The sequence below is a fragment of the Arcobacter sp. AHV-9/2010 genome, from assembly GCF_004116575.1.
In the GTDB taxonomy this organism is placed as follows: domain Bacteria; phylum Campylobacterota; class Campylobacteria; order Campylobacterales; family Arcobacteraceae; genus Aliarcobacter; species Aliarcobacter skirrowii.
In genome coordinates this window covers 122,715-144,600 of record NZ_PDKH01000002.1, presented here as the reverse complement: position 1 = coordinate 144,600, position 21,886 = coordinate 122,715, and the positions used below count along the sequence as shown (strand labels likewise).

Sequence of the window (21,886 nt, the reverse complement as noted above, 5' to 3'; positions counted from 1 at the left end):
GTTTTTTAATAATTGATGGATCTAAATCCCACCATTTTAAAATCAATAATCTATCTATAATGTCTTGAGTAAATCTATATTTGATTACTTTTGCAGGAACTCCTACAACTATCGCATAATCAGGAACATCTTTTGTTACTACTGCACCCGCTCCGATAATAGCTCCATTACCTATCGTAACACCAGGCATAATAACACTATTTGCACCAATCCAAACATCATTCTTTATAGTAACTTTTTGATAACTTTGTTTTCTTTCTTTTACAAAATTACCTACATGTGGAACATATGGAAATGCATTTATGGTTAAATGATTATAGGGATGACTTATTGCGTTTATTGTTGTATCCCATGAAATAGCACAATATTTTCCAATTGTAGTATAAGTAATTTTAGAATATCGTCCTAATGAACTATAGTTCCCAACTTCTGTATTATGTATAGATGCATATTCCGCAACCCTAGAATAATCATTAAATGTACAATTATTTAAAGTAACATTTCTTCCAATAGTACAATTTTTATTAATAATATTATTTTTATAATATTTTTTAATTCTATAAGAAAATATTAATTTTTTTATTAATTCTTTTATCATGGTAATTGAACCATAAACTGTTTCATTACTTCAAAGTTATTATCTATTTGATTTCTAGAGTTTTTTATTCTTACAAAATCAATCTTTCTTTCATACTCTATATTTGAGATTATCTCTTTTGTTAAGTTTTTATTTGATTCAAATTTATCATAATTACTTAATAGTCTATTTAAAACCTTAGTAAAAAAGTCATTTTTAAACTTAGTGAATCCATCTAAAACTATCCCCCCTATTACTTCTTTTGCACCTTTTGCTCTTCCATCTTCGCTAATCAAAATAGAAAACTTAGAGATACTATTCATAAATATATGTGCATGAACTCTATAACCTATATGCAAGTCAATATTTTGATAATAATTCATAAGATTTTCTGCACTTCCTGATATATCTACATATTTTATATTATTATCTTCTAACCATTTTGCAAATTCATTATGTTTTTGAGAGTGAGTTGAACTAGCTCCATGAGTTGAGAGAAACTTTTTTGTATTAAGTGAATGGTGAAACACCACTTCAAATTCTTTATCCTCAAAGTGTTTTTTGCAAGCCAAAATATTTTCTTTCATCAGTTTTTCCATAGATGGACTATGGATGAAACTTACACCTAAAGAAAAAGCCATTTTTTTGATGTTCGGATTTTCAAATGGACTACCAATATAATCTAAATCATAATACGCAGGACAACCTGTCATCAAAAAGTTTTCAAAACCTTTAAATCGTATAGAATTCAATGTATGATAGTCCCTTACACTAGATAAATATCCACTACTATTTATTCTTTTCAGTAGCTCAATGCTTTCATCACTAAGTGGATAATCATAAGTATCTTCCCAATTTCCAGATATAGACTTCCAACCGATACCCATAGAAATTATAGGAACTTTTATATCATCAAGATTATCAGTCATTTTGTAGATATTAGGTCTCATAAATTTTTGCAACGAAGGTCCACCCAATAAAATAAGAGCTTTTGATTCATTTACTATTTTTAACTTTTCAGAATCAAATGTTTCCCATGCATTAAAATCTATAATCTCTCTATCAGGTCGTAACTCTTTAAATAGTTGTTTTGCACGATATTTTATTAGGAAATCTCCCGCATTATTTTTACTACCTGTTAGTATTGTATATTGGTTTTTCATTCAAACATATCCCATTTTATTACATCATCATCTTTTATATCTTTTATAGCAGTTTTTCCTACAACTTCATCTATAAACTTTGGACTTACTCCATGAGCTGGTCTTTTAAATGTTAAATCACTTTCTTCTATAATCTTGCCTTTTGGGATATCTTTTAGAGCTACTAAACTTCTTCTTGCATTATTCCTAGATAAAGTTTCATCTTCAAGAGCTTCTATTTTAAATCCACCTAAGATATCAAAAGTTCTTTCTAAGTTCTTTCTAAATAGTTTTAAATCTTCTTTATCCATAGCATGATAGTGATCATTTCCTGGAAGTGTTTTATCGTGAGTAAAGTGTTTTTCTATTATCACACTTCCAAGCATCGTAGCCATCTCACACACTTTCATATCATTTGGTAATGTATGGTCGCTATATCCTATTATTTTATCTGGAAACTTTTGTTTAAGATCTAGTATCATTCCAAGATTTGCATTTTTATCAGGTGTTGGATAGTTTAATACACAATGTAAAAGTGCCAAAGGATTGCCATATTTTTCTATCCAGCTAACAGCTTCTTGAATCTCATAAAGATTACTAGCTCCAGTTGAGAGGATAATAGGCTTGTTAAACTTACACATATATTCTATAAATGGCTTATTTGTTAAATCTGAAGATGAGATTTTATATACATCCATCATATCATTTAAAAAATCAGCACTCTCAATATCAAAAGGGGTACTCATAAACTCAATACCCACTTTGTCACAATAAAGTTTTAGTTCTTTCATTTCTTCAATCCAAAAGGAATCATGTTTTTTAAATAACTCATACTGACTAGTAGTAGGTTCTTTTGTAGTATCCCAATAAGATGGCGAATCTTTTGATGCTAAAGTTTCTGCTTTATAACTTTGAAACTTTACAGCATCAGCACCACCCTCTTTTGCTTCATCTACTAGTCTTTTAGCGAGCTCCATACTACCTTCATGATTTACACCAATCTCTGCTATGATATATGGCTTGTAAAGTTTCTTCTCATAAGGGTTTACTGTTTTAAATAGGTCTTTTAGTTTCATTTTTATTCCTCGATTATTATTTGATAAAGATATATATCCCAAGCAGAATCTTCATCTTCAAATTTTCTTAATAACTTAATATTGTTCTCTTCTATATTGATTATAGGATATGAAGAAAATATATATTCTCCCTCCATCTCTTGTAATACTTTTGTATTTAAATTTATATTTATAGGATAAACTTCATCTTTTTTTCGTATAAAGGTATATCCAACTTCATCTACAAAGATATAGCATCGACTTCCCCAATTATCGAAGCCTTTTCTGAGCTTTTCATTTTTTTCTAACTCTTTTGATATGATTTTTCTAAATTGATGTTTATATTCTAAAGAATAATTTGCTAAGTAACCATCTAATGTATAAAAACCATTGTATCTTGCAATAGATGGATGAATACCAATACTTGCTACTTTAAAAGAGTTTTTATCCTTATTTAAATAAATACTTATATCTTCAAAAAGTGTTGGAGCAAAAAACTGATTATAAGTAATTCCATTACTTCTATATTCATGAATAAAATCACTTTTATAAAAAAGATATAAAGTTGTTAATCCAATAAAGAAATAAATTATTATATTGCGATATTTAAAGGTAAAATTATCAATTAAATACTTTATAGATAATCCAAATAAAACATACCATATTAACGGTGTTAAGAAATGGAATCTTGCCAGATTTAATGAATTTAATATAGAGCTACTCGCCTTTAAACTTTCCCACACTTCATATTTCCAAAAACCATACCATAAAGAGATACCTATATTTAAGATAAATAAACCTATTAACAATTTATCTTTTGATTTAGAAAATAAGTTTAATAAAAATACAATCCCTACGAATGGTAAAAAGACTATATGTAAACTATGAGCATGATATTGACCAAAAATAAAATGTTTCATAGATGCTATTAAAACACTTAATAAACCATAATATTCTGTAATTCTTTCCGTTCTATGAGAAATAAAATCACTGCCAAAAATAAATACTTCTAACAATCTGTAATTTATAAGTAAATAAATGACTCCAAATAAAAATAATGCTATTGTGAATTTTCTTATAACAGTTTTTTTTAAAATATCATATATCCATACAAATCCAGTAAATATAATATAAAACATCATACTTAAAACAAATGAACTGTATAAAGGAAATAAAATTAATATTATCCAGTCTTTTTTAGTATCAATTGAGTTTCTAATATTTAGAAATACATAAGTAATTATAGGAAGTCCAGCAACACTAAGCCCACCTGAATGCCAAAAAGGTAATATAGAATAAAGTGAAGCGATTAAAAAAGAATATCTCTTTTCATCTTTTAATATATATCTATTAAGAAGAAAATACATACCCATAAATGCAACAACTCTTATAATAAGTTGATTTATTATATAAGCAAGATAAGGTTCAAAAAAATAATTTATCCATAATAATACACTAAATTCAGTATCAAATGCTGCTCTTGGTGAATTCATAAAAGAATTTATAGTATCCGATGAAGATGAAAACATCATACCACTTTCAACTAAAGTTTTAAACCATACAATATTAGAATCAAGATTATCATGGATTAATATATAACTATTCTCTCTCAAAACAATCAATGGAAGAACATACAAAAATAATATAAAAGATGATAATTGGAAATACTTATTTTGTAAAATATTCACAAATCACTCCACATATTTTATTTATCTCTTTACTTCCCAATCCATAATACATAGGCAATCTTATTAACCTCTCACTCTCTTTTGTAGTAAATTCATCAATACCATCAAATCGCCCAAATTTCTCTCCAGCAGGTGCAGAGTGCAATGGTACATAGTGAAAGACTGCTCCTATATCATTTTCTTTTAAATAATCTAATAAAGCTGTTCTTTCTTCCAAATCTTTTACTTTTATATAAAACATGTGAGCATTTTGTACACATCCATCTGGAATTTTTGGAAGTTCTACAAAACCTCTGTTTTCAAGCTCTTTTAATCCATCAAAATACTTTTGCCAACTATTTAGTCTATTTTGATTTATCTCATCAGCTTTTTCTAAATTTCCCCAAAGATATGCAGCACTCACATCATTCATAAGATAGCTACTTCCTAAATCTACCCAAGAGTATTTATCTACCATACCTCTAAAAAACAGACTTCTATTTGTACCTTTTTCTCTTATGATTTCAGCTCTTTGGATATATTTTTCATCATTGATGATAAGAAGTCCACCCTCTCCAGCACTTGTATAGTTTTTTGTTTCATGAAAACTAAAAGCTCCAAGATGACCAATAGTACCTAAAGCTTTACCTTTATATGTACTCATCATACCTTGCGCTGCATCTTCAACTACGAAAAGATTATATCTTGTTGCTATATCCATGATAGTATCCATCTCACAAGCAACTCCAGCATAGTGAACTGGAACTATAACTTTTGTTTTGTTTGTTATGGCTTGTTCTATTTTTGATTCATCTATATTCATAGTATCAGGTCTTATATCTACAAAAACTATTTTTGCACCTCTTAGCACGAAAGCATTTGCAGTAGATACAAAAGTATATGAAGGCATGATTACTTCATCACCCTCTTTTATATCTAATAAAATTGCAGCCATCTCAAGAGCATGAGTACAACTTGTAGTCAAAAGTGCTTTTTTACAATGTAGTTTTTCTTCAAACCACTTGTGACATTTTTTTGTAAACTCTCCATCTCCAGAGATTTTACTACTTTTCATAGATTCTATTACATATTTTTCTTCATTACCAGTAAATGGTGGCTTGTTAAATGGTATCATTATTCTCTTGCTCCAAAGTATTCTTTTATAAGTAGCTTACAATTATCGTCATTCTCATCCCAAATTTGAGGTAATTGTAAATTGTGTTGAATACAAAAATCTTCAATTTTTTCAATTGTTGTTTCACCTATTAATGCCCCATTTCTAAAGAGTAAAACTTTATTTTGAATTGATATTGTGTACATTTTAGTTCCTTGCATATATTATTTCTATTTTGTTTTAAAACCTTTGATTATACTAAATTTATCTTTATAGAAAACTATGTGGCTTATCTGCTCCTGAAGTATTAGCAACTTTCATATAATAATCCATAGCTTCGTCAATATTTATCTCTATATTTTTATATGCTTGTAAAATTTGTATAATTAAAATCGGTATAATTCTTATATATTCTCCAAAAAGAGATTCATTATATAAAAAATTTTCAACTCTTTTTACTTCTTTACTAGCTTTTCTCTTACTAAAAAATCCACTCTTAGGGCGAGTTAAATCTAGTTTATAAATAGAATTAACCATAAGCACCTCTAAATCCATAACTAGAAAATTAAACTCTTCATCAAGTCCCGCACCAAGAATTAACAACAATTTATTGCCAAGAACAGTAAAATCTTTTTCTTTAAGTTTGACACCATTTGGCAAAGGTAAACGGTTAAAAGAGACCAACATAGCATTAATTGATGCAAAATAAGAATTCATTAGTAACATTTGATGTCTAACTTTTAAATCTAACCACAGTTTATGCTTTTCTAAAATACTCTCAAAACCATGGAAAAATTTATGAAATTTATCTACAGATGAAAAAATATCAGCATATTGAATCTGTGGATCATAAGGAAGTTCCAAATCATGACTCAAAATCAATTCACGAAGAATAATTGCATCTGATTGTAGCATTTCAAATTTTTGAGTATTGCTTTCTACAAATTGTAAAATCTCATGTTGTGCATTTACTCTTTTTTCTAAAATAACCCCTGCTACCCTAGTTTTTTCATCTTTTTTCTTCAAATAAAAAGTAGTAATAAAAGCAATAACTAGTCCAGCTACAACAACTGAAACAAAATTTATCAATCCTTCCCAAATAAAAATTGGATAACCTAAATATAGTTCCATTAATTTGAATTTCCTTTATTAATTATATCTTTTATCTCTTTTCCGCTATATCCATAATGAGCCATCATACTTGAAGCATCGTCATATTTTGTCCAGAGCATATATTGTTGCTTATCTTCAAAAAAACTATCTGGTTTTTCTCCTAAATATTCTATAAGTTTTATAAATTGAGAAAAATATGAACTATTTAATTCAATTAAATTTTGTGAATTACAAAGTGAAACTTTAAAATCGCTTTGCAAATCTTTTGTTTTAAAATAATCGTATGCAATTTTATATAAATCAAATTTTAGTTTTGTATTTGAAATATTTGAGATATTTATATTTATAGAATCTATTAAAGTTTTATTATCTTCTTTTCTGTCTAACTCTAAGCTCTCAAAATATATTTTAAACATATATTCAATAACTTGTTTTGAAATACCCCTATCATCAAAATTCTCTAAAAGTCTATAAATAAGATTTAGATACTCTTCATTTGATATTATTAACACTTTTATAGTTTTTAATATGCTTTGAACATTTTCTATCTTCTCATCACCATATATATGTGAAATTAAAAAAATTATAAATGATTTTTGCTCTTCTGGTTTATATGATAATTTATTAAATTTTTCTTTTGCTTTATTTGTATCTTCTAAAAACTCTTTATATTCGAATTCTGTAAACATATAATCATAAATTTTATAATGCTCGTAAACATAAAATGATTGTTCCAAATTTCTATTTCTTAATAAAACAGTATAAAGTTCAATTATTTCACCAAATTTTTCGTAATCTTTAATATTTTCTATATAAACTTTTTCATCTTTTTCTTTAGTATCACTATAGTTTGAAGATGATGTAATTTTCTTATAAAACAATTCGCCTAATACAAGATTTGTAAGAGTTTTATCTTTCATTATCTTAATATAAAAATCAAAGTTCAAAGATTTTATAAGATTTAAAACAAAAATAAATTCAAAATCTATATACTTATTCCAATTTTTATTTCCATTTTCCAAGCTTTGACATAAGATATAAGTATCGTTATAACAATTTTTTATCTCTCTATATGTTTTAATATAATCAATTAATATTTTATCTTTAACTTTAACTCTTAAAAGTTTTTCAAAATTTTCTTTAGTTATAAAACTTGATAGTTTTTTAGATATCTCTACTTTTAAAAAATCATGTATTTCACTTTTAGTCGTAATAGGTATTGTATATTTTGAATTAAAGATTTTATGAGTATACTTCAAGCCAACTTTTTCACCAACTTTTTCAATATCAATAGCCGTAATAGTAAAGACTTTATCAAAAGAAGCAAGATACCTAATCACTTTAAAAATATTTAATATATCATCTTTTGAATCTAATCTATCAATTTCATCTAGCATAAAAACTATCTTTTTATCTTGTAGACTCTCTTTTAAAAGCATATTATATTCATTTTTTGATTCTTGTATTGTTTGAGAAAAGAACAAGTTTATATTTATTTTGTTTTCTAAAAAGTATTTTGATAGTGTAGAAAAATAATCTCTTATAAATATACTTTTAATATGATGAATCGCCCATCCTGTTTTATTGCATTCAAAAATAATATTATCAAACTCTTTTTCTATCTCTTGAAGTATATTTTGAATATTCTCAAGTTTCCAAACATTTAGATATATTACTTTATCTTTTGTGAATTGTTGTTGTAAGTTCCATAGAAAAGAACTTTTTCCACTTCCCCAAGCTCCAATCAAAGCTAAAGAGAAAAAATTATCGCTCTTATAGTTTTCAATAATATTTTTAACACCATCTGTTTGATTTGTATTTAAATTTTTATATACATCATCATCTAATAACTCATTTTTCAATTTTTCTTTATCATTTATTTTATTATTTCTACATAAAAAATAACCAAGAACAAGTATAGAAAGTATAGAAAATATTGCGATTTCACTAATACTTATAAAGTCAAAATAGTGCTCTATAAGTTTTTTCATATACAAGTATGATAGAAATCCTGTAGTTATTAATACTATAAGAAAAATTATAAAACCAAATAACTTTTTATAAAACACTATATTCTTCATTACCTGTATATGGTGGCTTGTTAAATGGTATCATTAATTTTTCTTCCTTGCAATTATAAACAGACTCCCACCAAATAAATTTGGTAAAAATCTATTTATTTTATTTTCAATATTTGATATAAAAAGTAAAATTTTACTTAATGTTGGATTCATAGAAATATCATTACTATACTCTTCATCTTTTACTTTGCTTCCATCATCTTTATTTAAAACTCTTCTTAAAAAAAGTAAAGGAGTAATTGCTATAAAAAAATATCTAGCAGTAATTATTTCAAAACCACTGTTTTCCAACTTTTCTATCAACTCTTTTTTTGTATATCGTATTTTGTGTCCAGCAATAGCATCATCTCTATTCCAAAGCCACATATGAGCAGGAACTGTAAGCACTATCTTACCCCCCCATTTAGCATTTTATTTACATTTTTCAAAGCTTCATTATCATTTGGAATATGTTCTAACACATCAAACATACAAACACTATCGAACTCATTTTCAAAAGGAGTATCTAATAAATCAAATTGGTAACAATCTTTTATACCATAGCTTTTTGCATATTTAAGACCATTTAAGTGCATCTCTCCAACACTTATATTTTCATATCCATTTTGTTGTAAATTTCTTGATACATTTCCAGTACCAGCACCAATTTCTATAATTTTTGAATTTTTATCTATATATTTTTTAAAATTTTGTAAAATAAAGTTCTTTCTAGCCAAAAACCAAAAATGCTTTTCTTCTTGCTTATATAAATTATCTAAACCTTGTGAATTGTAATCACTATGATTTTCATCAATATTTTCATGAAATATTTTAATTCCATCTACTTCTTTATAATCTTTTAATACCAATTTACGCACCCCTACTTGAAATAATAATTCCTAAAACAATAAAAGCTAATCCTACTATCTTTTGCCAATTTACAGCTTCTTGAAATAAAAATACAGAAAACAAAAACACCAAAACAAAAGCAGCACTCATAAACGGATATGCAAAACTAAGCTCTAACTTCGTCATAGCAGCCATCCAAAAAAATGAAGCTACAAAAGCAGCTGCAAAACCACTAAAAATATATGGGTCAAAAAGAAGTTTAAAAAGAAAAACCAACTTATCCCCAAACTCTTCTGGCATAGCTCCATAATTCACAATCCGCCACTTCAAAACCAACTGCCCATATACTGTAAAAAGTATTGTTCCTGCTATATACAAATATCCCATATATTCCCTTATTAATTCTTAATCATTTTATTTATAATTTCACTTGAAATAATTTTAAAAAATTATACTTTTCATTCTCTATCAACTTTTTCTTGAATTCTTGTAAAATGAATAGACAGTTTTAATAAAAACATATAAAAACCATAATTACTAAAAGTTGCACTTTTTTTATGATTTTCAAAAAAATAATCTCTATCTATAGATAACATATTCTCAAATAAAACAATATAATCTTCATTTAAATTGGCACTTTTGGGTACAAAAAATATATTTGTTTTTTCTTGTTTTTTTATACTATTTACTATTTGCTCTATTCTAGTTTCAACAATTTTTTTGCTTTTTAGCAAATCAATAAATTTACTTAAGCTAATTAATGGAGCATATGTTACTTTTGGAGGTAAATCTCTTTTGTTTTGTGGGTCTATATCGCAACTATTTGAAATTATAATTACTTTTGTTAATTTTGACTCTGTACTTGGAAGATTAAAATATGGTATATTCTCTACTATATCAGATTGTAAAAGCTCTTCAGTAGCCAAATATTTTGAACCAAATATTTTATTTATATTATTTGGAAAATCTTTTAAATCAGAATAAAGTTCTCTTTGTTTCTCATCCGAGAGATACTTTGGTAAATATATTTCTAAATCTTCTATATTCATATTTATGCTAATAAATCCATTATATTATCATTTACAAGCTTTGCAATATCACCATCAAGTGGAGTTGAATTGTTCAATAGTTTAGTTGCAAAATCAAGCAATATGCTTATTTCATCATTGATAGCACTGTTTCTATAGCTATTTTGATGCTCAAAGTCACTATAAGTTTTTTCTATAGCCATTATGCTATATCCTTTATCTAAACTTGAATATTTTTTTGAATCATCAGATTCTATATGACCAGCATATAAAGATGTAGCAAGAAAAGTTGCTGTTGCATTTACTATAAATGTTTGATATGGCATAATTTTATCCTTCTTGTAAACTTTTTATGAAATCACTATTTAAATTTTCAAAAAACTCTTTCTTGTTTGTATCGTGTGCAATTTTTATATAGTTTTTATAGTTTTTAATAAAATCATCTATTTCGTAGTTTTCTTTATATGTATCAATATCCATTATTGAACCTTCTTTTTTAATATTTTCTATAAAGACATTTGCATTATTTGATATTGTAATATTATGAAAAAAATCATTTTTTTGAAAATTTCTTAATATTTGTAGTTTTTCTTCTTTTGCAATACTTGTATCATCTTTGTTTAATATTTTAAATTGTACATGTTCAAATATATTTAAATCTTCAAAAAAATCAATATATCGTATACCAAATCTTTCTATAGATTTTATAAAATTTAATTTAAATATATTTTCAAATATTTTTAAAGTTTCAGTTTCTATATATTCGCTCCATCCAGGATAATTATTTGAAGAATTTTTAAGAAAACTAACTATTAAAACTCTAGGACCAATTAAGACTTTTAAAGGCTTATTTTCATCATAAAATTCATAGTGTGGTGCATAAAAAAGATTTATATCTCTTTTTTGAATATCAATTGGGATTTGCTGAATTGGAAATTGATTAAAATTTCTATACTCATTCGATAAAAATGGATAAAGTAAGCCAAATACAGCATCATCTGGTATATTTACTTTAAACTTCATCTCAACCGTCATAGATATTATTGGGATATTTTTTAATTTTATATTTTTCACACTTAACACCTTTAATTTTAGGTTTAGATTATACTCAAAAATTTCTTTATCTAAAACTCTTCATAAACTCTTTTGCTCTATCATCTTATCATACAAAAAACTTAACTTTTCATAATTTGTTATAAGTTTTGCTTTTTTATACAAAGCTGTAGCACAAATAATAGCATCTGGGAGTTTTATCTTATTTTCTTCTCTTATTTTGATAGTTTTTATAGCAATTTCTTCATCTATATAAACTATTTCTAAAAAAGAAAAAGGTATGTAATAGTATTTGAATCTAAAAGTATCACTATTTCCACTCATTTCTAATAGATTTTTGCCAAGCAACTGGATCTTTTATATCCTTAAAAACTTCAACTTTTGAATTTTCTAAAAAATATTTTAATGAATCTTCATTTTTATATTTTTTATTAGAGCTTTTTACTTCTTCTATTTGTACACCTTTTTCTTTAAAACTTTCTAATACAAACATAACATTTTTATATATACTATCTTTTATATTTAGTTTTACTGTTCGCATTTTATCTCCTCGTATACAAATTTGATTTATTTTACCAAAATATCACTTACTTAAAACTCTTCATAAACTCTTTTGCTCTATCGCCCTCATTGAATATCAAATCCAATATAGTAACTCCATGCTCAAAAGGGGGATTAAGTTGTTCATACTCTTTATATCCACTATAATCCATCCATTCTACTTGTATATTTTCTTTTATAAGTAATATCATCACTTTTCACAGAGTGTATCATATACTTTTTTCTAAATTAACTTACATCTAATTTTCTATTATATATCGTCAAGCCAGTACTTCCGTTACTTGATTTAGTCCAATAATATAAACCATAACAAATGTATAAAGTTAAAGTAGTTATTAGTATAGAAAACCATGAGAAGTAAAAATTACTGATACAAAGTATTATCCAAATATTAAAAACAAATAAACTCAAAATTTGATTTATTTTCGTTACTGAAAATTCACCTGTATTAGTTGCTAGGCTTTTTATATAGCTACCTTCTGCTGAAGATTCTTTAATTATTGTTTTATATAATGGTCCTGTTATTTCATCCTCAAGTAAGTCAACATGCCTTTCCCAATTATTTTGCCAAAATTTACTACCTCTGTTGACTAAATACCATGCAAAAGAAAACACCATTCCAAAACAAGCAAGTAAAAATGACAATTCTTCTTTTACTTCATTTATAGATATTTGTTGTATAACTGAATATCCAGCAAGTGCAGCAGCTATAAAAGCCCAAAAATAAGTAGCTCTTTTCCAATATAAATCTATCTCAAATTTTCTAATATCTAGTGCATACTCTAAAGCATTTTTTTGATTTTTTTTAAATTGTTTTTTATATTCTTCTTCTGTCATCTAACCCTACTCCTAAAATTGATATTCAACAAATTATCATTTTCATCCCGAATATCAACCAATCCAATCAAACCCTTTTTACAAACAATCACAGGAACGCCATCTTCTATAAAAATTACTTTTCCTATATGCCTATCTCTATACTCGACTTTCACATCTTCAATAATCTTTACATCAATAAACTTCACAACTTCACTATTAAGATAAGCTTTTGCATTATCATAAGGATATCCGACTGCATCTACAAATCTTTTTATTTTGTCGGCACTCCAAGACCAATCTATAAAATAGTCTTCACTATCTAGCCAAAGACTATAAGTAGCTTTTGTTTCATCTTGTTTTTTAGATTTTAATTTTTCATCATTTAATATTTTTGTATATATCTCATCTACTAAATCAAAATAGAGTGGCTCAACTTTTTGTATAGCATCATTTATCTTCATAGGATAATCTATCTCAAAACTTTTTTGAGCTATTATATCTCCTCTATCGTAGTGGCTACTAGCAAACAAAGCTGTTACCCCCCCCGATTTTCGTTATTGACTAAACAGTTTACGAGTGGAGCAAATCCTCTGTATTTTGGCAATAGTGAGTCGTGAAATACTATCAAATTAGATTCATTTTTTATAAGCCATCTCCAACCTATAGAAAATTTGTATCCTTGAAATTTATTTTCAATATCTAAAAAACTATCAAAACGATTGAAAAACCTTATTTTAGATTGAGTTGCTAAACTTTGTATCTCATCGAAATAATCTTTTTTTATATTTGCATCAGCACTAGAAACAATATAATCGATATTTTTAGTTCCAAATTTATCCACAAAATTTTTGAGTACAAAATATCCTTTAGAGTTCATGACATAAAATGCTACTTTTTTCATTGTTTTCCTTCATTTTCTAAATACTGTTTTTCAAGTTCTAATAGATCTTTTTTTCTTGTTGTCAATTTTTTGGCTGGATTTCCTAAATAAACACTCCATTCTTCAGTTTTTTTTCTCACAAGAGATAAAGCACCAATTGAAGTTCCTTCAGCAAGAATAACACCTGGCATAATAATTGAACCTGCACCAACAATAGAATGTTTTCCAATAACAACTTCTTTTTTTATTTCTTTTTTATATTTATCTGGAATAGTAGGATTTGTCAAAGTTCTACCACTGTAATCATCTGATTGAGTGAAAACTTGTACTTGATAGGCTAACCCTGAAAAATCCTCAAAAATTATTCCTTTTTCTCCACCTGCTACTAAACAAAAAGGAGCAATATGAACATTTCTACCTATTTTTATCTTTCCTGAGATTACACAAAAATCATCTATTCTTGAATTGTCTCCTATTTCTATCTCATCACAATTATAAATACTAGCTTTATCACTTATTTTTACATTTTTTCCAATGTGCTTAAAGTTTAGTTTTTTTAATTGTTCTTGTGTGTAATATGCCATCTAAATTTCTTTTTTTTCAAATGTAGATTCTTGAACCACATATATAGGTCTATTCTTCGTTTCATCAAATATTTTTCCTATATAAAGACCTAGTATTCCCATATTTGCAAAAAGTAATCCGCCTATGAAATAGATAGAAACCATAACACTAGTCCAACCCTCTACAGGAATAGAAAAAAGAAAATATCTTATTGTAAGCCAAAAAGCATATATAAGACTTAAAAATGAAACTATAAATCCAAATTTAATCGATAGCTTCAAAGGTTTATTAGATTGTGAGACGATACTATCTATAGCTAAATCAATAAGTTTTTTTAATGTATAAGAACTCTTTCCCTCTTCTCTTGAAGCATGCTCTATATCTATCTCTGCTTTATTAAATCCTATCCAGTTTATAAAAAGAGGATACATTCTATTTTGCTCTTTTAATTTTTTTAGATTATGTAAAACTTTTTTAGAAATGATACTAAAGTTAGCAATAGTGTTATCTACTTTACTTTCTGTAAAATAATCATATACTTTATAAAAAAGTCGTGAGCTAAGCTTCTTAAAAAATCCATCCTGTCTTTGAGCTCTTCTTCCAAAAACTATGTCATAGCCCTCTTGAGCTTTATTGTAAAGCTTGATAATCTCTTCTGGCTGATCTTGCAAGTCACAATCCATAACTACAACCCAATCACCATTTGCATAATCTAGTCCAGCTGTTATAGCTTTGTGCTGTCCGAAGTTTCGTGAGAGATTTATTCCCTTTACTCTGTCATCTTTTTTAGCTAATTCTTTTATAGCTTCCCACGCATTATCTGGACTAGCATCATTTACCATGATGATTTCAAAATTTTCTGTTATTGTTGAAAGAGTTCTGTTTAATCTTTCATACAAATTGTTTAAACTTTTACAACATCCATATACTGGGGTAACTATTGAAATATATATATTATTATTCATCAGGACTTCCATCATCTACAAATATGATTTCATAATCCTGTGTTATCTTTTGTGCCTCTTTTGACACACGCTCATAAAACTCATCTATATATGGCGATGATTTATAAAGTGTGGTTACAATGCTTAGTTTCATATACTGTTTTCCTAGTTCCTTTTTTTAAATTAAATTTTAAATTGTGTAAAATGTTCTCTTCTTAAGTTTATAAAAGGGAAATAATTGTTATTTACACTATTTAGTTCAAAATCTAAAAAATAATTCAAAGCTTCATTATTATCTAATAATTCGTTTATTATTTTGAATCCTTCTTCCAATACAGCTTCTCTTTGTCTTTTTAATCTTTTACAGTTTAAGTTTAATACATCTATAGTATTTTGTGCTTTTGTTATTTCTTCAGTTGCTAATTTTGGATTTAAAATATCTCCACTTTGAATCAAAGCTAAATACTCTTCCAAAAGCTCTGTCTCTTTTACTACTTCTTTTGGTGGTGTTGAATCTACATTCATAATATCTTCAAGTGCAACTATACTTTGTTTTCCATAAGGATTGACAGAAGGTTTTATAGCCTTTTCTTTACTAGGGTCTATAATTCTTATATGCTCATTTGATACACTACTAAGAACTTGTGGACTATGAGTGCTTACTATAAATTGTATTTTTGGAAATATTGCTTGTAAATCTTTTAAAACTCTTTGTTGCCAACTTGGATGAAGATGCATATCTATCTCATCTATCATTACAACACCATTTGTACTTTCTGATGCAAATTCAAGATGAGGATTTAATTTTGAACATCTATATGCAATATCAGCTACAAGAGCAAACATACTTTTAACACCGTCGCTTAATATCTCAATAGGTAAAGATACACCTTCTTTGTTGTCAATAGTTAGTTTAACACCATCAAATCTAAAATTGCTAAAGCCTATATGTTCCAAAGCTTTATTAATACTATTTTTTATATTCTTTAAAATATTTTTCTTTGGATTTTTTATTTGATTTTGAGTTATATCTTTACCTGATTGTATTTGTTGTATTATGCTGTCAAATTCAATTCTTGATTGTTCTAAGAACCAAGATTCAAACTCTTTGTAGTTTGAATTTGGGTCTAAACAATCATAATACCCAAAGCTTCTAGCATTACTATCTTTTGAAGTTGTAGTTTTTTTGATTTTTCTCCACAATCTTCCTGTACCATAATAAGCAATTATAGGTAAATCAACAAGCTCTTTGTTTACCAGTTTTTCATAATTTCTTTTTGCATAGTTTTGAAATTCTTTTGTATCTTTAACAGTAGTTGCAGAACCTTTTCTAAGAAGTTCTCTTTTTATATCAATATCTTTATCTTGTAAACTTATACTAGCTTGCAAAGATATTGGATATAAAGGCTCATCTCCACTACTTACAATAGTGGCATCTGTATATTTAAATCCTTTATTCGTACACAATGGAAATACACCAATATATGAGCCAAAAGCAATAGATACAACATCTAGCAAAGCTGTTTTACCTGCACTATTATTTGCTACTAAAACGGTCAAATTTTTATCAAACTCTATTTCATAGTCTTTAAATATTCTAAAATTTTTGATTTTTATGCTATTTATCTTCATTGCTTCCCGTATTTGAGTAATTTTTTATTTTACTAAAATTTAACTTTGTATTTATGTAAATACCACTCAATAGTCTTAACTATCCCACTATCAAAGTTTTCATCTGCTTTCCAACCTAGTTCTTGTTCTAACTTTGTTGCATCTATTGCATATCTTCTATCATGTCCTGCACGATCTTCTACAAAAGTAATTAAATCTTTATAAGATTTATCTTTTGGAACTTGTTGGTCTAAGATACTACAAATTCTATCCACTATTTGCAGATTCGTTCTTTCATTTCTTCCACCAATATTATATGTCTCTCCAGTTTTACCATTATGATAAACAAGATCTATTCCTTTACAGTGGTCAAGTACATACAACCAATCTCTTATATTTTTCCCATCACCATATATTGGAATTGGGTTTCCTAAAAGAGCATTTCGTATAATTGTAGGAATTAGTTTTTCATCATGCTGTTTTGGTCCATAATTATTTGAGCAGTTTGTGATAACTGTATTTAGTCCATATGTTTCATTATAAGCTCTAATAATCATATCACTTGAAGCTTTACTTGCACTATATGGAGAGTTTGGAGCGTATGGAGTAGTTTCAGTGAACAGATCATTTGGGTCTTCTGATAAAGTACCATATACTTCATCAGTAGAAATATTATGAAATCTTGCGTTTTCATATTTTTCTTTATAAACAAATGGTTTACTCATCCAATACTTATAAGCAACATCTATCAAAGTAAAAGTTCCATTTACATTTGTTTGCACAAACACACCTGGGTTTTTAATACTATTATCTACATGAGATTCAGCTGCAAAGTGAATTACACCTTGTATATCATATTCATTAAAAATAAACTCTACTAATTCACGATTACAAATATCACCTTTAATAAATTTATATCTTGGATTTGTTTCACACTCTTTTAGGTTTTCTAAATCTCCAGCGTATGTTAGAAGGTCAAGATTTACTAGATTATAATTTGGGTATTTATCTAAAAAATATGGTACAAAGTTACTTCCTATAAATCCTGCACATCCTGTTAGTAGTATTGTTTTATTTTTATTATTAGACATTATCTTCCTTTACTAAATCATAAAGATATTGTCCATATCCATTTTTAGAAAGTGGTTTTGCAATTTCAAGAATTTTTTCTTTGTTTATCCAACCATTATTATAAGCTATCTCTTCAAGACAAGCTATTTTATAACCTTGTCTATGTTCTATTGTTTGTACAAATTGTCCAGCTTCTATCAAACTATCATGAGTTCCTGTATCAAGTCAAGCAAATCCACGACCTAGAAGTTCAACTTTTAGTTTTCCTCTTTTTAGGTACTCTTGATTTACACTTGTAATTTCAAGTTCACCTCGCTCCGATGGTTTTACATTTTTTGCTATTTCTACTACATCATTATCATAAAAGTATAATCCAGTAACTGCAAAATTTGATTTTGGTTTGTTTGGTTTTTCTTCTATGCTAATAGCATTTTTATCTTTATCAAACTCTACTACACCAAATCTTTCAGGGTCTTTTACTTGATATCCAAATACAATTGCTCCATCTTTGATTGAAGCTGCATTTTTAACCATATTACTCAATCCACTTCCATAAAAAATATTATCTCCAAGTATTAAGCAAACACTATCATCTCCTATAAACTCTTCTCCCAAAATAAAGGCTTGAGCTAGTCCATCTGGACTTGGTTGTATTTTATATTCAAGTCTTATACCCCAATCACTTCCATTCCCAAGAAGTTCTTCAAATCTTGGTAAATCTTCTGGTGTTGAAATAATAAGTATTTCTTTTATTCCAGCTAACATTAAAACAGATAGTGGATAATAAATCATTGGCTTATCATAGATAGGAAGTAATTGTTTGCTTATGCTTTTTGTTACTGGATAAAGTCTTGTTCCACTTCCACCTGCTAATACTATACCTTTCATTTATTTACCTCTATTAGATTTTGTATTAATTTTATTACTGTTTTTCTTCCATTTTTCAAATCTATTTTTTTCATTAATTCACTCATATACTTTCTATTTTTAAACGAATGAACTAATTCTATAAAATTTTTATACAGTTCTTCACTTGTCACAGTGTATCCAAGTCCCAAATTCAAAAATCCAAATTCACTATTTGCAAAAAAATGTGTTAATTCTCTCTCATTTTGTGCCAGTACTATAGCAGGTGTAGCAATACTTGCTATCTCATAAGTTGTTCTTCCAGCTGATGTAAAAATAAGATCAGCTTCAAGCATATATTTAGATATATTAGACACATTTTTTTTGATTTGTATATTTGTAAACTCTTTTAATGTTTCATATTGAGTATAACCAAATCCAGATATTACTGTAATAGAGATATTATTTATCTGACAATATTTATAAATTGCTTCTATGACTTTTTTTGTGTAATTATTTGGATCAACTCCACCAAAAGAGATAAGAATATTTTTTACCTTTTCTTTTATCTTTTTCTCTTTTGAATAAATAAACTCATCTCTAAGAATAAAATAATCATGACCAAAATAGTGCTTTGGAAGTAGTTGTTTTTCTGGATAAATTGCATTTATAACCAAATCAGCTTTTTTTGCACCTTCTCCCAAGTCTTCAAAGTTTATCACTTTCAAATTTAAACTTTTCAATTGAGTTATATAATTCTCATCTGTATCAAGTCTATCATTTATAATAATATCTGCATTTAATTTTTTGATATCTTCTATGATTTCATCATTTTGTTGGATAAAAACGGGATAATTTCTTGATGCTATTTTTTCATACGCCATCATACTTTTTTTATCCACTAGAAAAGTAATTTTATGATTTAAAATATCATTTGCAATAAGAAGAGTGTTGTACACATGACCAAGTCCAACTTCATTGTTTCCAGTCACTACAAAAACTATATGTTTTCTTTGCAGATGATATTCACACAAATTCCAATCATCGTATGTATCAATATCTATCTCTTCCCCATTTGAAAGTACTTGTAATTCTACATTTTTACCAATTCTATTAGTAGAAGTAATAATATCAACTCTAGTGATAAAAAAAGCACCTGTTTCTGTAAATGTTGGTGTGAGATATTGTCTGTTTACTCTTTCTTTATAGTTCGGTAAAAATCTACCTTCTTCTTTTCTCCAAGAAAGATGAGTGTCATCTTTAGCAGCAATTACAGTTTCAATATCTTTGCCTAGGATCGCTTTTTCAATAGCTTTATCTAATGAAATAGTTTTGAGTAATGGAGATGTAGGTTGCATAGTAATAATATAATCATATTCTTTTTGTTCTGCTTCTTTTGCATGAAGATAACAATCATATATTACAGGATCTAAAGTAGTCTTATCATCAGCAATATTCATATCCCTTTTATGTATCTTAGCCCCAAAAGTAGATGCTGTGCTTAATATCTCATCATCTTCACTTGAAACATACACATCAATATTATACTTTGATTTAAGAGCTGTATTTATTGCATAATAAATCAATGGCTTACCGTTTAAAAGTCTAAGATTTTTGCGAGGGATTCCTTTTGAACCACCTCTTGCTGGTATTACTGCTAAAATATTCATTTGTGTTCTCTTACTTTAACTATCACTATTAAATATATCACGAGTATAAACTTTTGATTTTACATCTTCTAGCACATCTTCCAATCTATTTGCGATGATAACATCAGATATAGATTTAAACTCATCTAAATCTTTTATAACTTTAGAGTTAAAAAAACTATCTTCTTTTAATACTGGTTCATATATTACTACTTCTATGCCTTTTGCTTTTATTCTTTTCATTATTCCTTGAATTGCACTACTTCTAAAATTATCACTTCCACTTTTCATTACTAGTCTATAAATACCTACAACTTTAGTAGAAGTATTTGGGTTTGTTAAAGAACTATTTAACATCTTTATAACTGAGTCTGCAATAAAATCTTTTCTTGTAGAGTTAGATTTTACTATAGCTTCTATTAAATTACTTGGTACTTCACTATAATTTGCTAGTAATTGTTTTGTATCTTTTGGTAAGCAGTATCCACCATATCCAAAGCTTGGATTATTATAGTGTGTTCCAATTCGTGGATCCAATCCTACACCATCAATTATCTGTTTAGTATCAAGGTTATGTGTTTGAGCATAAGAGTCAAGTTCATTAAAGTATGCAACTCTCATAGCTAAATATGTATTTGAAAATAGTTTTATAGCTTCTGCTTCAGTTGAGTTTGTAAATAAAATTGGAATATCTTTTTTAATAGCACCAGCAGATAGTAGTGAAGCAAAAAGTTCTGCTCTTTTACTTTGTTCACCTACAATTATTCTACTTGGGTACAAATTATCATATAGAGCTTTTCCTTCTCTTAAAAACTCTGGAGAGAAGATTATATTATTTGTATTGAATTTCTCTTTTAGACTTTTTGTAAACCCTACAGGAACTGTTGATTTAATAACCATAGTTGCATTTGGGTTTATCTCTAATACATCTTTTATAACAGCTTCAACACTTTTTGTGTTGAAATAGTTAGTTTCATGGTCATAATCTGTTGGAGTAGCTATTATTATAAAATCAGCATCTTTATAAGCTTCATTTTTATCTAAAGTAGCTCTTATAGAATTTTGAATGTTAGATTTTGAATTTTGAATTAATCTTGGAAGATACTCACTTATATCTTTATCTTCTATCGGAGATATACCACGGTTTAGCATCTCTACCTTTTCAGAGATGATATCAAGGGCAACTACTTCGTTGTGTTGTGCTAGTAATAGTCCGTTTGACAGACCTACATAACCAGTTCCTGCTATTGCGATTTTGTATTTTTTATTTGATTCTTGCATTT

26 protein-coding genes and 2 pseudogenes are annotated in these 21,886 nt (G+C 27.2%); all 28 read right to left on the bottom strand.

Going from position 1 to position 21,886, the window contains the following annotated elements; translation table 11 throughout:
- Window positions 1–28 precede the first annotated feature (28 nt).
- Window positions 29–229: pseudogene (locus CRU94_RS09800) on the bottom strand (CatB-related O-acetyltransferase); the annotation flags it as partial.
- A 365-nt stretch (window positions 230–594) separates the two neighbouring features.
- Window positions 595–1,740 (bottom strand): polysaccharide pyruvyl transferase family protein, encoded by a 1,146-nt coding sequence (locus tag CRU94_RS04520; protein ID WP_129105623.1) that lies wholly within the window; start codon window positions 1,738–1,740, stop codon window positions 595–597.
- On the bottom strand, window positions 1,737–2,795 hold the full coding sequence (locus CRU94_RS04515; protein ID WP_129105622.1) for an N-acetylneuraminate synthase family protein: 1,059 nt from the start codon (window positions 2,793–2,795) through the stop codon (window positions 1,737–1,739). Before CRU94_RS04515 ends, CRU94_RS04520 begins: the two co-directional genes overlap by 4 nt.
- A 2-nt stretch (window positions 2,796–2,797) precedes the next feature.
- Window positions 2,798–4,462: a DUF6044 family protein gene (locus tag CRU94_RS04510; protein ID WP_129105621.1), complete on the bottom strand. Its 1,665-nt coding sequence runs from the start codon at window positions 4,460–4,462 to the stop codon at window positions 2,798–2,800.
- Window positions 4,443–5,576, bottom strand: a complete 1,134-nt coding sequence (gene rffA / locus CRU94_RS04505; RefSeq protein WP_129105620.1) for a dTDP-4-amino-4,6-dideoxygalactose transaminase — start codon at window positions 5,574–5,576, stop codon at window positions 4,443–4,445. The genes CRU94_RS04510 and rffA overlap by 20 nt, the downstream gene beginning before the upstream one ends.
- Window positions 5,576–5,761 (bottom strand): hypothetical protein, encoded by a 186-nt coding sequence (locus CRU94_RS04500; RefSeq protein WP_129105619.1) that lies wholly within the window; start codon window positions 5,759–5,761, stop codon window positions 5,576–5,578. Before CRU94_RS04500 ends, rffA begins: the two co-directional genes overlap by 1 nt.
- A 64-nt stretch (window positions 5,762–5,825) precedes the next feature.
- Window positions 5,826–6,686 carry a hypothetical protein gene (locus CRU94_RS04495; RefSeq protein WP_129105618.1) on the bottom strand — a complete coding sequence of 287 codons (861 nt, stop codon included), beginning with the start codon at window positions 6,684–6,686 and terminating at the stop codon, window positions 5,826–5,828.
- A complete protein-coding gene (locus CRU94_RS04490; protein ID WP_164966563.1) occupies window positions 6,686–8,530 on the bottom strand; it encodes a P-loop NTPase fold protein in 1,845 nt (614 codons plus the stop codon). The genes CRU94_RS04495 and CRU94_RS04490 overlap by 1 nt, the downstream gene beginning before the upstream one ends.
- 252 nt (window positions 8,531–8,782) lie before the next feature.
- Window positions 8,783–9,136 (bottom strand): hypothetical protein, encoded by a 354-nt coding sequence (locus CRU94_RS04485; RefSeq protein WP_129105616.1) that lies wholly within the window; start codon window positions 9,134–9,136, stop codon window positions 8,783–8,785.
- Window positions 9,136–9,597, bottom strand: coding sequence for a class I SAM-dependent methyltransferase (locus CRU94_RS04480; RefSeq protein WP_164966562.1), 462 nt, complete (start codon window positions 9,595–9,597; stop codon window positions 9,136–9,138). The genes CRU94_RS04485 and CRU94_RS04480 overlap by 1 nt, the downstream gene beginning before the upstream one ends.
- Before the next feature lies 1 nt (window position 9,598).
- Window positions 9,599–9,964, bottom strand: coding sequence for an EamA family transporter (locus CRU94_RS04475; RefSeq protein ID WP_129105614.1), 366 nt, complete (start codon window positions 9,962–9,964; stop codon window positions 9,599–9,601).
- Window positions 9,965–10,035: 71 nt separating this feature from the next.
- A complete protein-coding gene (locus CRU94_RS04470) occupies window positions 10,036–10,626 on the bottom strand; it encodes a hypothetical protein (protein WP_129105613.1) in 591 nt (196 codons plus the stop codon).
- Window positions 10,627–10,628: 2 nt separating this feature from the next.
- Window positions 10,629–10,931, bottom strand: a complete 303-nt coding sequence (locus CRU94_RS04465; RefSeq protein WP_129105612.1) for a hypothetical protein — start codon at window positions 10,929–10,931, stop codon at window positions 10,629–10,631.
- 4 nt (window positions 10,932–10,935) lie between these two features.
- On the bottom strand, window positions 10,936–11,679 hold the full coding sequence (locus CRU94_RS04460; RefSeq protein ID WP_129105611.1) for a TIGR04255 family protein: 744 nt from the start codon (window positions 11,677–11,679) through the stop codon (window positions 10,936–10,938).
- Window positions 11,680–11,739: 60 nt separating this feature from the next.
- Window positions 11,740–12,006, bottom strand: a complete 267-nt coding sequence (locus CRU94_RS04455) for a PIN domain-containing protein (protein WP_129105610.1) — start codon at window positions 12,004–12,006, stop codon at window positions 11,740–11,742.
- A complete protein-coding gene (locus CRU94_RS04450) occupies window positions 11,969–12,199 on the bottom strand; it encodes a hypothetical protein (RefSeq protein ID WP_129105609.1) in 231 nt (76 codons plus the stop codon). Before CRU94_RS04450 ends, CRU94_RS04455 begins: the two co-directional genes overlap by 38 nt.
- A 46-nt stretch (window positions 12,200–12,245) precedes the next feature.
- A complete protein-coding gene (locus tag CRU94_RS04445; RefSeq protein ID WP_258237393.1) occupies window positions 12,246–12,410 on the bottom strand; it encodes a WbqC family protein in 165 nt (54 codons plus the stop codon).
- A gap of 37 nt (window positions 12,411–12,447) precedes the next feature.
- Window positions 12,448–13,056, bottom strand: coding sequence for a RipA family octameric membrane protein (locus CRU94_RS04440; RefSeq protein WP_129105608.1), 609 nt, complete (start codon window positions 13,054–13,056; stop codon window positions 12,448–12,450).
- Window positions 13,053–13,568: a hypothetical protein gene (locus CRU94_RS04435; RefSeq protein ID WP_129105607.1), complete on the bottom strand. Its 516-nt coding sequence runs from the start codon at window positions 13,566–13,568 to the stop codon at window positions 13,053–13,055. The genes CRU94_RS04440 and CRU94_RS04435 overlap by 4 nt, the downstream gene beginning before the upstream one ends.
- A 5-nt stretch (window positions 13,569–13,573) precedes the next feature.
- Window positions 13,574–13,939 (bottom strand): hypothetical protein, encoded by a 366-nt coding sequence (locus tag CRU94_RS04430; protein WP_129105606.1) that lies wholly within the window; start codon window positions 13,937–13,939, stop codon window positions 13,574–13,576.
- On the bottom strand, window positions 13,936–14,502 hold the full coding sequence (locus CRU94_RS04425; protein ID WP_129105605.1) for an acyltransferase: 567 nt from the start codon (window positions 14,500–14,502) through the stop codon (window positions 13,936–13,938). Before CRU94_RS04425 ends, CRU94_RS04430 begins: the two co-directional genes overlap by 4 nt.
- Complete coding sequence (locus tag CRU94_RS04420) at window positions 14,503–15,447, bottom strand: glycosyltransferase family 2 protein (RefSeq protein ID WP_129105604.1); 945 nt, start codon at window positions 15,445–15,447, stop codon at window positions 14,503–14,505.
- A complete protein-coding gene (locus tag CRU94_RS04415; RefSeq protein WP_258237392.1) occupies window positions 15,440–15,580 on the bottom strand; it encodes a glycosyltransferase in 141 nt (46 codons plus the stop codon). Before CRU94_RS04415 ends, CRU94_RS04420 begins: the two co-directional genes overlap by 8 nt.
- Before the next feature lie 29 nt (window positions 15,581–15,609).
- A complete protein-coding gene (locus CRU94_RS04410; protein ID WP_129105603.1) occupies window positions 15,610–17,058 on the bottom strand; it encodes an AAA family ATPase in 1,449 nt (482 codons plus the stop codon).
- A gap of 32 nt (window positions 17,059–17,090) precedes the next feature.
- Window positions 17,091–18,128, bottom strand: coding sequence for a dTDP-glucose 4,6-dehydratase (gene rfbB, locus CRU94_RS04405; RefSeq protein ID WP_129105602.1), 1,038 nt, complete (start codon window positions 18,126–18,128; stop codon window positions 17,091–17,093).
- Window positions 18,121–18,996: pseudogene (rfbA, locus tag CRU94_RS04400) on the bottom strand (glucose-1-phosphate thymidylyltransferase RfbA). The gene rfbB and the pseudogene rfbA overlap by 8 nt, the downstream one beginning before the upstream one ends.
- The gene (locus CRU94_RS04395) at window positions 18,993–20,624 is read right to left on the bottom strand and encodes a cytidylyltransferase domain-containing protein (protein ID WP_129105601.1); all 1,632 of its coding nucleotides are present in this window, start codon (window positions 20,622–20,624) and stop codon (window positions 18,993–18,995) included. The pseudogene rfbA and the gene CRU94_RS04395 overlap by 4 nt, the downstream one beginning before the upstream one ends.
- 15 nt (window positions 20,625–20,639) lie before the next feature.
- Window positions 20,640–21,884 (bottom strand): nucleotide sugar dehydrogenase, encoded by a 1,245-nt coding sequence (locus tag CRU94_RS04390; RefSeq protein WP_129105600.1) that lies wholly within the window; start codon window positions 21,882–21,884, stop codon window positions 20,640–20,642.
- Between the last annotated feature and the right edge of the window lie 2 nt (window positions 21,885–21,886).

Excerpts from the sequence above, each read along its gene's own strand:
- CRU94_RS04445 (WP_258237393.1), bottom strand. The coding sequence starts at position 12,410 with ATGATATTACTTATAAAAGAAAATATACAAGTAGAATGGATGGATTAT.
- CRU94_RS04495 (WP_129105618.1), bottom strand. The coding sequence starts at position 6,686 with ATGGAACTATATTTAGGTTATCCAATTTTTATTTGGGAAGGATTGATA.
- CRU94_RS04425 (WP_129105605.1), bottom strand. The coding sequence starts at position 14,502 with ATGGCATATTACACACAAGAACAATTAAAAAAACTAAACTTTAAGCAC.
- rfbB (WP_129105602.1), bottom strand. The coding sequence starts at position 18,128 with ATGTCTAATAATAAAAATAAAACAATACTACTAACAGGATGTGCAGGA.
- CRU94_RS04500 (WP_129105619.1), bottom strand. The coding sequence starts at position 5,761 with ATGTACACAATATCAATTCAAAATAAAGTTTTACTCTTTAGAAATGGG.
- CRU94_RS04465 (WP_129105612.1), bottom strand. The coding sequence starts at position 10,931 with ATGCCATATCAAACATTTATAGTAAATGCAACAGCAACTTTTCTTGCT.
- CRU94_RS04410 (WP_129105603.1), bottom strand. The coding sequence starts at position 17,058 with ATGAAGATAAATAGCATAAAAATCAAAAATTTTAGAATATTTAAAGAC.
- CRU94_RS04420 (WP_129105604.1), bottom strand. The coding sequence starts at position 15,447 with ATGAATAATAATATATATATTTCAATAGTTACCCCAGTATATGGATGT.
- CRU94_RS04520 (WP_129105623.1), bottom strand. The coding sequence starts at position 1,740 with ATGAAAAACCAATATACAATACTAACAGGTAGTAAAAATAATGCGGGA.
- CRU94_RS04440 (WP_129105608.1), bottom strand. The coding sequence starts at position 13,056 with ATGACAGAAGAAGAATATAAAAAACAATTTAAAAAAAATCAAAAAAAT.
- CRU94_RS04470 (WP_129105613.1), bottom strand. The coding sequence starts at position 10,626 with ATGAATATAGAAGATTTAGAAATATATTTACCAAAGTATCTCTCGGAT.
- CRU94_RS04475 (WP_129105614.1), bottom strand. The coding sequence starts at position 9,964 with ATGGGATATTTGTATATAGCAGGAACAATACTTTTTACAGTATATGGG.
- CRU94_RS04415 (WP_258237392.1), bottom strand. The coding sequence starts at position 15,580 with ATGAAACTAAGCATTGTAACCACACTTTATAAATCATCGCCATATATA.
- CRU94_RS04515 (WP_129105622.1), bottom strand. The coding sequence starts at position 2,795 with ATGAAACTAAAAGACCTATTTAAAACAGTAAACCCTTATGAGAAGAAA.
- rffA (WP_129105620.1), bottom strand. The coding sequence starts at position 5,576 with ATGATACCATTTAACAAGCCACCATTTACTGGTAATGAAGAAAAATAT.
- CRU94_RS04430 (WP_129105606.1), bottom strand. The coding sequence starts at position 13,939 with ATGAAAAAAGTAGCATTTTATGTCATGAACTCTAAAGGATATTTTGTA.
- CRU94_RS04450 (WP_129105609.1), bottom strand. The coding sequence starts at position 12,199 with ATGCGAACAGTAAAACTAAATATAAAAGATAGTATATATAAAAATGTT.
- CRU94_RS04395 (WP_129105601.1), bottom strand. The coding sequence starts at position 20,624 with ATGAATATTTTAGCAGTAATACCAGCAAGAGGTGGTTCAAAAGGAATC.
- CRU94_RS04390 (WP_129105600.1), bottom strand. The coding sequence starts at position 21,884 with ATGCAAGAATCAAATAAAAAATACAAAATCGCAATAGCAGGAACTGGT.